This is a genomic window from Azotobacter vinelandii CA, from assembly GCF_000380335.1.
GTDB classification, from domain to species: Bacteria; Pseudomonadota; Gammaproteobacteria; order Pseudomonadales; family Pseudomonadaceae; genus Azotobacter; species Azotobacter vinelandii.
The window spans coordinates 2626104-2636545 of the sequence record NC_021149.1; the positions used below are offsets into that span (position 1 = coordinate 2626104).

The window sequence follows — 10442 nt, forward strand, 5'->3', positions numbered from 1 at the left end:
ACGCCATGCTTCCCGCATGGGCGCAAGACTCGCGCTGAAACCGGCTCAGGACTTCTCCGGCTCCGGCGACGTCGGCCGCGCCCTCTCCCGCTCGTCCGCGAGCACCTGGCGCAGCAACTGCAATTCGGTGCCGGCCGCCGCCAGGTCGATGTGCAGCCGCTGCGCCTCCTGGCGCTGCGCATCGAGGGCCGCCTTCAGGCCGTCCGTTTCCGCCCGCGACAGGCCCAGGCGTTCCTGGAGGACTTCCCTGGCGGCATGGGATTGCGTCATCCGGTCGTGCAATGCGGCCAACTCGCCGGCCTGCCGCTCCAGCCGGTCGCGCTGCCCGTCCAGCTCCTTATCCTTATGAAGGCTTTCGCTGGCCAGGCGTTCGTTGGCACGGTTCAGTCGGGTCACCTCGTCCTGCTTGAGGATCAGGCTCTGCTGCAACTGGCGCAGCTCCATTTGTACCTGCTGTAGCTGAGCCTCATGGCGGCGCTGTTCCTGCTCGCGTTGTTCCTTGCTGGCCTGGCGGTAATGTTCCAAGGCCTCGCGGCCGTGGCGATGCTTTTCCTCCAGCGAGCGTACCTGCTCGTCGCGATCCTTCAGGTGCGCGGCCTGGTCCTGGTTGGCCTGGAGCAGGCGCGCCCGATCGATCTCGGCCAGTTGCCACTGTTCGCGGCTGTGCCGGTGGTGTTCTGTCTCGGCCTGCAAGCTGGCAGTCAGGCTGCCGACCTGTTCTTCCAAGTGCTGGATTCGCTCCTGGGCCCGAGCCTGACGCGCCTCGAACTCCGCCCGCTCGACTTCGCACTGCTGGCGCATCCGCGCGACGGTTTCCTCGGCCTCCTCCTGCAGGCGTGCGGCCAGCGGAGCGATCAGCGCGGCCAGTTCGTCGCTCAGGCCGGCGGCATTTCCTGCCCGCTCCGCCTCGCTCTCCTCCAGTTCCTTCAGATAGCGATGGATGGTGGTCTTCGAGCCGGTATTGCCCAGCTCGACGCGTACCGCATCGATGCTGGGATGCTCGCCACGGGCCAGCAGTGCCTGCTGAGCCCGCATGACCAATGCCTTATTGATGCCGCCGCGCGCCATGGATGATTCGCTCTCCAGCCTATTTCATACTGTTTTACATAGTATGTAATTACATGGTTACTTTCAGCCAATACGACGATGAAAACCAGAATTTCTGATAGCTGATAATTAAGGATTATCCGCTGACAGCCATGCAGGCGGCTGCGAGAATGGCGCCTTTCGTACTGGAGACGGACGATGAGTGAGATCGAGCGCTATCTGCAGGCCGGCACCCGGGAGAACACCCGGCGCAGCTACCAGTCGGCCATCGAGCACTTCGAGGTGAGCTGGGGCGGTTTCCTGCCGGCGACCGGCGACAGCGTGGCGCGCTATCTGGTCGCCCACGCCGGCAAACTGTCGCTGAATACGCTGAAGCTGCGCCTCGCCGCCCTGGCCCAGTGGCACATCAGCCAGGGCTTCCCCGATCCGACCAAGGCGCCGGTGGTGCGTCAGGTGCTCAAGGGGGTCCGCGCCCTGCATCCGGTACGGGAGAAACAGGCCGCACCGCTGCCACTGCAACATCTCCAGCAGGCCGTCGACTGGCTGAACGCCGAAGCCAGCGCGGCCGAGGTCCGCGGGGATGGAGCCAGCCTGCTGCGCTGCCGGCGCGATTCCGCCCTGCTGCTGATCGGCTTCTGGCGGGGCTTTCGCAGCGACGAGCTGTGCCGCCTGGAAGTCGAACGCATCCAGGCGGTGGCCGGCGTAGGCATGGAAATCCACTTGCCACGCAGCAAAGGCGATCGCGACTTTCTCGGCACCACCCATCGCGCTCCGGCGCTGAAACGGCTGTGCCCGGTGCAGGCCTATCTGGACTGGATCGCCCTCGCTGGCCTGACGCGGGGACCGGTGTTCCGCCGGCTAGACCGCTGGGGCAATCTCGGCGCGGACGGCCTCAACCCCAATAGCCTCATTGCTCTGCTACGGCAGATCCTCGAGCGCGCCGGAGTGCCCGCCGAGTCGTACAGCAGCCACTCGCTGCGCCGCGGTTTTGCTACCTGGGCCGCCGCCAATGGCTGGGACCTCAAGAGCCTGATGGGCTACGTAGGCTGGAAGGATGTGAAGTCGGCCATGCGCTACATCGACCCCACCCTGTCCTTCGGCGGTTTAGCCGCCAGGCCGCTCCTGGAAAGCGGGAATGATGCCCTGCCGGAAAGCCTCGATCCGTCTGACTCTTGATTGCGTGTTTTTTGGTGTGAGGGGTTATTTGGGTGAATGTATCTTTATTCATGATTTCCGATTTCAGTAAGAACTACCCAGAGCCTCTTGCAATGCCTGCCACAGCCCGCCAGGCCAGTCGAATTGAAGACGACCGGCCGGCCGGCGACGGTTGTGGAGAAATGACAGCATCTGGATGGAATGCCATATGCCATGAGTGGCACCGAACGACCGCAGTGCTTCCACGGCATCGGCGAGTCGAAACAGGTGCGGCGGCACATGGCGTGGCAAGCCGCACAACGGCTTCGGCCTGGGCATCTGCGGATGTTCGATATGTTGCGGTGCGGCGAATCACTGAACCGGCACCGCTCATTCCCTTGCGGGACAAGCGCTATATGGACATCCCGAGCACTGTACCGCGATGCCCAGCGAGAGGAGTCCCGGCCCTGGCCGGCCTGGACGGGCCGGCACTTCGCCGCTGCCGGACGACTGCTCCGTGAAGGTCATTCGCTGCTGTGCAATTACCCCTGCCTGAGCCAACCGGGACCGGCGAGGTACGTGGTCTGGCGCCGGTCGCCCCTGCGTGAGCCGCGTCTATTGCATACCGACATTGGCGGAGTTCGCCCGTGTATCGTCATGGAGGAGTCATCGATTGCCACCTGCCGCCCCATGGACCGGTCTTGCAGCGGACCGTGTCGCCATCGGCGGGCCTGAAACTCTCCTGGCGCCCTTCTCAACCCGCCAGATGCTGGAGAAACCACTGGCCGGCCAGCCGCTCCACCTCTTCCAGTTTCCCCTGCTCCTCGAACAGGTGGGTGGCGCCCGGCACCACCGCCAGTTCGTGCTGGCAACGCAGCCGCCCGGCGGCCTGCCGGTTCAAGGCGAGGACCTCGCTGTCCAGTTCGCCGACGATGAACAGCGAAGGCGCATGCACCTTTTCCAGAACGTCGGTCGCCAGATCGACGCGGCCGCCCCGGGAAACCAGCGCGGCGATGTCGGCCGGACGCGCCGCCGCGGCGATCAGCGCGGCAGCGGCGCCGGTGCTGGCGCCGAACAAACCGAGCTTCAGATCACGCAGATCGGCATTGGCGCGCAACTGGTCGACCACGCCGCTCAAGCGCTCGCTGAGCAACGGAATGTCGAAGCGCAACTGACGGCTGACCTCGTCGATGGGCTGCTCTTCCTCGGTGAGCAGGTCGAACAGCAGGGTGGCCATCCCCAGGCCGTTGAAAAACCGCGCGACGCTGCGATTGCGCGGACTGTGCCGGCTGCTGCCGCTGCCATGCACGAACACCACAAGCCCCTGCGCGTCCTCGGGGGCGATCAGGTCGCCATGCAGCCTGACCTTGCCCAGGGGGAAACGCATCGGATGCGGCACAACAGGACTCTTCATGCTTGTCTTTCTCCATCGTTATTCGTTCTGTTCGCTGACCATGCCTGCCGCAGCAATTCCTGTACCTCGCGATCGGAGGTCTGGCCGAAATCCTGGTACCAGTAGCCGATGGCCACGAGATCCTGCGGCGAGAACAGGCAGATTACCCGATCTGCCTGCCGGCGTAGCCGCTCGACCGTATCCAGCGCACCGACCGGCACGGCGACGATCACCTGCGCGGCCCCCAGCAGCTTCGCCGCCTCGATGGCCGCGCGCATGGTGGCGCCGGTCGCCAAGCCATCGTCGATCAGGATCACCGGCCGGCCGCGTACCGATGGTGGCGGCCGCTCCCCTCGATAGACCCGCTCGCGACGCTGCAACTCCTGGAGTTCGCGTTCGGCGACGGCGTCGACCGTGGCCGTGGTCACATGGGCGTAGTGGACGATGTCCTCGTTCATCACCCGCACCGCGCCGCTGGCGATGGCGCCCATCGCCAGCTCCGCATGGCCCGGCAGACCGAGCTTGCGCACCAGCAGAACGTCCAGCTCCAAGCCCAGGCGGCTGGCCGCCTCGTAGGCCACCGGCACCCCGCCGCGCGGCAGGGCGAGCACCAGGGCATCGTCCCATGGACCTTCCGAGGCCAGCCGCTCCGCCAGGGCTCGACCGGCATGAACCCGGTCGGGAAAAGGAATGGTCAGGTTCATTTGCACGGCTCCGCTGCACTTCTATGCTTTGAAGTCTGGCCCAATAAATCCGCGTCATGGACGGCTGGACGGAAATCGCGACGGATAGCCGAACTCCCTATGCAGCGAGGTGCTGTCATGGACACGCGACACGACCAACTGTACCAGCAGGACGTCCACGATCCCTATCTCCGCCACTGGCATGCCCACGGCAATGCGCTCTGTCCGGAGTGCGGGGTTTCCTATCGGGCGGGACGCTGGTCCTGGGAGGGGCTGGACGACGCCGAACAGGCGGAACGGACCCTCTGCCCGGCCTGCCGGCGCATCGCCGACAAGGCTCCGGCCGGCAACCTGACCCTGGCCGGTAGTTTCGTCAGGGAACACAGCGACGAAATCTGCAACCTGCTGCACAACACCGAAGCGCTGGAAAAGCGGGAGCATCCCCTCGAACGGCTGATGACCATCAGCGACGAAGCCGAAGGGCTGATGGTGACGACCACCGGCATACACCTGGCCAATCGTCTCGGACATGTGTTGGAAGCGGCCTTCAAGGGCCATGCCGACTACAGCTACAGCGACGATCGGAGCGCGCTGCGGGTCCGCTGGGAGCGCGACTGAAAGGCTGCCGCATCGGCCTCAGCAGGGCCGGCGCGCATCCTGCTCCTCGGCGATCCGGTCGAGATAGCGGTCGTAGCGATAGACCGGCCCTTCCTGGCAGACCGATCCGCGCCCGACATGGCAACGTCCGCAATGGCCCATGCCGCAGTCCAGGCGCCGCCCGATCGACAGCCAGATCCCGGTCGGCGGCACACCGTGCGCCAGGCAGAGTTCGGCGACACTGCGCATCAGCGGCTCCGGCCCGCAACAGAGCACGGCGTCCGGAACCTGGCTGGCGAGCCGGCTCCGCAGCGGCTCCAGCGGATTGCAGCCGACACGGCCGTCTTCCCGCCGCTCCAGGGTTTCGATGAGCTCCAGGGCTTCCCGCCAGCGTGCCCGCTCCCGGGCCAGCACCTGGTGGCCCGGGCTGCGCGCCCCATAGACGAGCGTCAGGGCCGCCTGATGGCCGGCACGGAGCAGCGCCTCGATCAACCCGGCCAGCGCCGCCAGGCCACTGCCGCCGGCGACCACCAGCACCCGGCGAGCGCCCGACAGCTCCGGCCAGCCGGTGCCGAAGGCGCCCCGGTAGCCCAGGCGCGAGCCCGGCTCCTGCGCGAACAGGGCCGCGCTCACCGTGCCCTCCCGGCGGATCAACGCAGAGAACCGCCCCTGCCAGTCCGGCGGGCGGACATAACTGAAGGGCGCCTCGCCGGCGCCCGGCACCGTCAGCATGAAGAACTGCCCGGGCATGACGGCCTGGTCGCCGGACCGGAGCGACTGCAGCGCAAAGCTGAAATGCCGGATTCCTTCGCCTTCGTCGTGGAATTCGAGCAACTGCACGGAGCGCGGAACCAGGCTGACCATGATGATTCAATCCTCTGCATTGGGAGCCGATGCATACGACAGGAAGAAAGGTCGTAGCCGTCGTCGCGGACGGCGGGTATGGCCAGAGAATACTATCCTTTCCATGCAGAGCGCTGGCCGGCATTTCGTCGCCTGCCATGGGCAGGCAATAGAATTCGCCCGGTCATGTGCTTGACTGAGATGCGCTTGAACTTTCCTTTTCCATCAAATCACATGGAGGAAATAATCATGGCTCAAGCAAATCAGAATGTTCCTGTCAACAGGGAGCGGCAGTCCCAGCGGCCCGCGGCCTCGTCCGGCGATCTCTGGCGCCCGCTGACCAGCCTGCGCCAGCAGATCGATCATCTTTTCGAGGATTTCGATCGCATATCGCCGTTCTGGCCGATGGGACGCAGCGCCTTCGGCAGCCTGATGGAGCCCTTCGGCCGGGCCGGCAGGGAAATGGCCAGCATGCCCGCGGTCGACATCGTCGATCAGGACAAGGCCATTCTCATCAGTGCGGAACTACCCGGCATGGACGAGCAGAACATCGAGCTCAAGGTGTGTAACGGCAACCTGATGCTCAAGGGCGAGAAGAGGGAGGAACGGGAAGAAAACAGCCAGGGCCTCTACCTCTCCGAGCGCAGCTATGGCGCCTTCCAGCGCAGTTTCGCCCTGCCGGACAGCGTCGATGCCGACAACATCGAAGCCCACTTCGACAAGGGGGTGCTGACCATCACCCTGCCGAAACGCCCCGAGGCGCAACAGTCGGAGAGGGCCATCGAGATCCGGCGCGGGGAAGCGGCTGCGCAGCAGCAGGATACTACCCAGGCCACTACCCATTGATGCCCTGATGGAGTAGTTCGCGGCTGCCAGACAGTCCGCATGATCCGCTTCGCTGGGGCGCAAAGATGATCGGGCCGCCCGTCATCGAGGGCGCCCCAGCCACACAGGTTCACCCCCCTGCTAGCCGACACTCCTTCTGCCTGTTCTCTGCGCACGGCAGACACACGGCAGCGGAAACCCCCACCGCTCACTCCGGCAGGCGCGGCTCCTCGGGCCCGGGCTCGGGCAGTTCGGTCATGGTCGCCTCGGTCAGCAGCAGGATGCTGGCCACCGATACGGCGTTTTCCAGGGCCACCCGCACCACTTTGGTCGGATCGATGATGCCGGCCTCGAACATGTCGACATAGCGGTTCTGCGCCGCATCGAAGCCGATATCGCCCTCCTCGCCCAGCAGCCTGGCGACCACCACGCCATCGTCCACCGCGGAATTCTCGGCGATGGTCCGCACCGGCGTCTCCAGGGCGCGGCGCAGGATCTGCAGACCGGTGCGCGCGTCGCCTTCGAGCCGGGCCTCCTCGGCGAGCAGCGCCGGCACCGCGCGCAGCAGCGCGAGACCGCCGCCGGGGACTATGCCTTCGGCGATCGCCGCCTTGGTGGCCGCGATGGCATCGTCCAGGGCGTCCTTGCGGGCCTTCATTTCGGCCTCGGTCGGTGCACCGGCACGGATCACCGCCACGCCACCGGAGAGCTTGGCCAGGCGCTCCTGTAGCTTCTCGCGGTCGTAGTCGCCAGCGGTCTTGTCGATCTGCGCGCGGATCTGCTTCATCCTCGATTCGAGCGCCGCCGAGTCGCCGGCGCCGCCGATCAGCGTGGTGGTTTCCTTGTCGACCACCACGCGCTGGATGCGACCGAGCTGGGCCAGGGTGGTGTCCGCCAGGCTGCGCCCCAGATCGCGGCTGATCACTTCGCCGCCGGTCAGCACGGCGATGTCCTCCAGCATTTCCTTGCGCCGGTCGCCGAAACCCGGCGCCTTGACCGCCACGGCATGCAGCACGCCGCGGATATGGTTGAGGATCAACGTGGCCAGCGCCTCGCCCTCGATGTCCTCGGCGACGAACAGCAGCGGCCGGCCGGCCTTGGCGACCTCCTCCAGCAGGGGAATGAGATCCTGCAACAGGCTGACCTTCTGCTCGCAGAGCAGGACGAAGGCATCCTCCAGCACGGCCTGCATCTTCTCCGGATCGCTGACGAAGTACGGCGACACGTAGCCGCGCTCGAACTGCATGCCCTCGACCACTTCGAGGATGGTCTCGGTGGTCTTCGATTCCTCGACGGTGATGACGCCCTCGCCGCCGACCTTCTCCATGGCCTCGGCCACCAACTCGCCGATCTCGTCGTCGTTGTGCGCGGAAATACTGGCGACCTGAGCCTTTTCCTTGCGCTCCAGCACAGGCCGAGACTGCGCCTTCAGGGAGTCGACAGCCACCTGCAGGCCGCGGTCGAGGCCACGCTTGAGATCGATGCCGCTGGCGCCGGCGACCACGTTGCGCACACCGTCGGCGAAGATCGCCTGGGCCAGCACGGTGGAGGTGCTGGTACCGTCGCCGACCGCCTCGCCGGTGCGCTCGGCGGCCTGGCGCAGCATGGCCGCGCCGAGGTTCTCCTCGGCATCCTCCAGGCTCACCTGCTTGGCGATGGTCACACCATCGTTGCAGACCGTGGGCGGGCCCCACTGCCTCTGGATCAGTACCGACTTGGATTTCGGCCCCAGGGTCACGCGCACCGCGTCGGCCAGTTGGGTCGCCCCCTGCAGGACCTTCTCGCGCGCGGCGTTGCGAAACAGGATGCGGCTCTTCGCCATGCCTCACCTCCCCTGGGGCTCGCCGACCCCTTCCGGATGAACCACGAGCACGCTGCAAGGCAGCCGGTAGAGCAACGCCTCGCTGGTACTGCCGAGGATTTCCTGTTCGAGCGACTTGCGCAGGCTGCTGCCCATCACTACCACGTCGACCTCATGACGGCAGGCGTAATCGGTCAGGGTCGGGACCGGCGGCCCCAGCAGGAAATGCCGCTGCTTCTCCGGTACGCCATGGCGGTCGGCGAGCAGCCGGAAAGCCTCCTGGGCCGTGCTCTTCATTTTCGCCCCGAGCGTTCCCAGCCAGGGCAGGTTGAGCGTGGCGCTGCCGAAGGGCTGGCCGCCCATGGCATTGCAGGCGTGCAGCAGGTGCAGTTCGGCATCGCACTGCAGGGCGAGATCGTGCGCCGCCCGGATGATCCGGTCGTTGAACTCGCTGGCCCCGTCCGTGTGGACGAAGGGATCGACCGCCGCCACCACCTTGCGCGGCAGCGGATTGTGCGCATCGGTCACCAGGTGCAGCGGCACGGGACAGCGGCGCAGCAACTGCCAGTCCAGCGGCGTGACGAAGGCGCGCATGACCGCCGGCTCCGGGCGGACGTCCTTGATCAGCAGATCGACCGGCATTTCCCGTACATGGGCGATGATTTCCTCCGCCGGATGCCGGGTCCAGACCACTTCGCAGGTCACTTCCAGACCCTGGCTGCGCAGGATCGAGGCCTCCTCCTCCAGCCACTCGTGGTGCCCGGCCATATAGCTGTCCACGGCTTGCCTCATGCCTTCGGAAGTGAATCTGCCGACCGCCGCCAGGGTTTCCACGTAGGTGAACAGGGCCATGTGCAGGGGCGCGCCGGAGGCCCTGGCCAGAGCGGCGGCGCGCTCGAATGCCGGTGTTCGGCACATGTCCGGGGTGACGACCAGCAACAGGCGTTGGAACTGGCTCATGGCGCGATCCTCCGAGGTGACAGGCCACGCTTTCATATTAGTAGGCCTGCCGGAGAGCACATCGATCGCCGGTCAGCGCAGCACGACCTGCGCGAGCCGGACGAGCGCCATGTCCAGTTCGCCGCTGTTGTCGATGACGACAGCGTCCGCCGGGCGCTCCGCCGACAGCCGCCGAGCGCGCTCGACCCGCTCGGCGATCTCCTCCAGCGTCTCCCGGCCGCGAGCACTCGGGCGCTGCCGCAGCAACGCCGGACGACCCGTAGCAGTGCCATCAGATGCGCGCCGTGGCGTAGCCGGGCCAGCTCCAACAGGTCGGCAAAAACCCGAACATCATGGCGTCATCCGCACGGCGATTCGGTCTGCGAGGAATTTTCCTGTCTTTTACAGGCTGTCCCTTTAAGATAAGAATTGCCATCATTAAAGCCATTGGCTAGCATTTTGCCTGACATGAGGCCGGGTTCAACGGTTTCAGCCAATGGCTAAGGAACAAGAGCATTCACATCACGGGGACCGGTGCTCCCGCAAGGAGGCGAATACGTGTTTTATCGCACCCCATTTGCAAACCAGACGACCGTCAGGAACAGCCTGCTTTCCATGCTGTTGCTGCTGGGCAGCCCACTGGTTCCGGCCGAGGAGGTCACCGGACAGGTGGTCGAAGTCCTGGATGGCGACACCCTCAGCCTCCTCACCTCCGACGACTGGCAGATCCACGTCCGCCTGGCCGGCATCGATGCCCCCGAAGCCAGCCAGCCCTACGGCGACCAGGCCCGCCAGACCCTCTCCGAACTGGCGCTCGGCAAGCGCGCCACCCTGCAGGTCGCGGCCCGCGACTCGACCGGGCGCAGCGTCGCCCAACTGACCGTCGAGGGACAGGACATCAATCTCGAGATGGTTCGCTGCGGTGCGGCCTGGGTCGCCCGCAACCAGGACGCTCCGCCTCCCCATCTGCTGCCCGTCGAAGCGGAAGCCAAGCGGCAGCGCCGGGGACTCTGGGCGCAAGCCAAGGGGGACATAGTGGCGCCCTGGATCTGGAGCGACAACAAGCCGCAGGCCGTACAGACAACGGTGGTCGCGGGCTGCGCCGAACGATCCGAGCCGAACTGTCCCGTGCGTCGCCTGAACTGGGTGCCGCAGGAGGAACAGGAACAACGGCACTGAG

Annotated in this window: 11 protein-coding genes; 4 read left to right on the forward strand and 7 right to left on the reverse strand. The window is 66.0% G+C overall.

The genetic code is table 11. From position 1 onward, the window contains the following. Positions 1-45 precede the first annotated feature (45 nt). Positions 46-1068, reverse strand: a complete 1023-nt coding sequence (locus AVCA_RS11740) for a DNA-binding protein (protein WP_012701140.1) — start codon at positions 1066-1068, stop codon at positions 46-48. Positions 1069-1245: 177 nt separating this feature from the next. On the opposite strand from AVCA_RS11740, the gene AVCA_RS11745 reads away from it, so the two are divergent. Then, positions 1246-2223 carry a site-specific integrase gene (locus AVCA_RS11745; RefSeq protein ID WP_012701142.1) on the forward strand — a complete coding sequence of 326 codons (978 nt, stop codon included), beginning with the start codon at positions 1246-1248 and terminating at the stop codon, positions 2221-2223. A gap of 712 nt (positions 2224-2935) precedes the next feature. On the opposite strand, the gene AVCA_RS11750 is transcribed toward AVCA_RS11745, so the two are convergent. Together AVCA_RS11750 and AVCA_RS11755 are read right to left on the reverse strand one after the other, a co-directional pair. Next, entirely contained in the window at positions 2936-3568 is a 633-nt protein-coding gene (locus tag AVCA_RS11750) for a dienelactone hydrolase family protein (protein WP_012701144.1), read from the reverse strand. A 23-nt stretch (positions 3569-3591) separates the two neighbouring features. Continuing rightward, entirely contained in the window at positions 3592-4278 is a 687-nt protein-coding gene (locus AVCA_RS11755) for a phosphoribosyltransferase (RefSeq protein WP_012701145.1), read from the reverse strand. A 117-nt stretch (positions 4279-4395) separates the two neighbouring features. Between AVCA_RS11755 and AVCA_RS11760 the strand changes: the two genes are divergently transcribed. Further along, positions 4396-4875 (forward strand): BCAM0308 family protein, encoded by a 480-nt coding sequence (locus tag AVCA_RS11760; protein ID WP_012701146.1) that lies wholly within the window; start codon positions 4396-4398, stop codon positions 4873-4875. Between the two features lie 18 nt (positions 4876-4893). Here AVCA_RS11760 and AVCA_RS11765 read toward each other — a convergent pair whose 3' ends face one another. After that, a complete protein-coding gene (locus AVCA_RS11765; protein ID WP_012701147.1) occupies positions 4894-5718 on the reverse strand; it encodes an FAD/NAD(P)-binding protein in 825 nt (274 codons plus the stop codon). A gap of 228 nt (positions 5719-5946) precedes the next feature. On the opposite strand from AVCA_RS11765, the gene AVCA_RS11770 reads away from it, so the two are divergent. Beyond that, entirely contained in the window at positions 5947-6543 is a 597-nt protein-coding gene (locus tag AVCA_RS11770) for an Hsp20/alpha crystallin family protein (RefSeq protein ID WP_012701148.1), read from the forward strand. Positions 6544-6730: 187 nt separating this feature from the next. On the opposite strand, the gene groL is transcribed toward AVCA_RS11770, so the two are convergent. The 3 genes from groL to AVCA_RS26405 form a co-directional block, all read right to left on the reverse strand. Continuing rightward, a complete protein-coding gene (gene groL, locus AVCA_RS11775; protein WP_012701149.1) occupies positions 6731-8344 on the reverse strand; it encodes a chaperonin GroEL in 1614 nt (537 codons plus the stop codon). 3 nt (positions 8345-8347) lie between these two features. Further along, entirely contained in the window at positions 8348-9283 is a 936-nt protein-coding gene (locus tag AVCA_RS11780; RefSeq protein WP_012701150.1) for a universal stress protein, read from the reverse strand. 72 nt (positions 9284-9355) lie between these two features. Beyond that, complete coding sequence (locus AVCA_RS26405) at positions 9356-9529, reverse strand: hypothetical protein (protein ID WP_175555889.1); 174 nt, start codon at positions 9527-9529, stop codon at positions 9356-9358. 348 nt (positions 9530-9877) lie between these two features. On the opposite strand from AVCA_RS26405, the gene AVCA_RS11785 reads away from it, so the two are divergent. Then, a complete protein-coding gene (locus AVCA_RS11785; protein WP_231876273.1) occupies positions 9878-10441 on the forward strand; it encodes a thermonuclease family protein in 564 nt (187 codons plus the stop codon). Position 10442: the final 1 nt, after the last annotated feature.

What these genes read in the sequence shown, in the direction of transcription:
- AVCA_RS11745 (WP_012701142.1), top strand. Translation starts at nt 1,246, where the DNA reads ATGAGTGAGATCGAGCGCTATCTGCAGGCCGGCACCCGGGAGAACACC.
- AVCA_RS11755 (WP_012701145.1), bottom strand. Translation starts at nt 4,278, where the DNA reads ATGAACCTGACCATTCCTTTTCCCGACCGGGTTCATGCCGGTCGAGCC.
- AVCA_RS11780 (WP_012701150.1), bottom strand. Translation starts at nt 9,283, where the DNA reads ATGAGCCAGTTCCAACGCCTGTTGCTGGTCGTCACCCCGGACATGTGC.
- groL (WP_012701149.1), bottom strand. Translation starts at nt 8,344, where the DNA reads ATGGCGAAGAGCCGCATCCTGTTTCGCAACGCCGCGCGCGAGAAGGTC.
- AVCA_RS11750 (WP_012701144.1), bottom strand. Translation starts at nt 3,568, where the DNA reads ATGCGTTTCCCCCTGGGCAAGGTCAGGCTGCATGGCGACCTGATCGCC.
- AVCA_RS11770 (WP_012701148.1), top strand. Translation starts at nt 5,947, where the DNA reads ATGGCTCAAGCAAATCAGAATGTTCCTGTCAACAGGGAGCGGCAGTCC.
- AVCA_RS11740 (WP_012701140.1), bottom strand. Translation starts at nt 1,068, where the DNA reads ATGGCGCGCGGCGGCATCAATAAGGCATTGGTCATGCGGGCTCAGCAG.
- AVCA_RS11765 (WP_012701147.1), bottom strand. Translation starts at nt 5,718, where the DNA reads ATGGTCAGCCTGGTTCCGCGCTCCGTGCAGTTGCTCGAATTCCACGAC.
- AVCA_RS11785 (WP_231876273.1), top strand. Translation starts at nt 9,878, where the DNA reads ATGCTGTTGCTGCTGGGCAGCCCACTGGTTCCGGCCGAGGAGGTCACC.
- AVCA_RS11760 (WP_012701146.1), top strand. Translation starts at nt 4,396, where the DNA reads ATGGACACGCGACACGACCAACTGTACCAGCAGGACGTCCACGATCCC.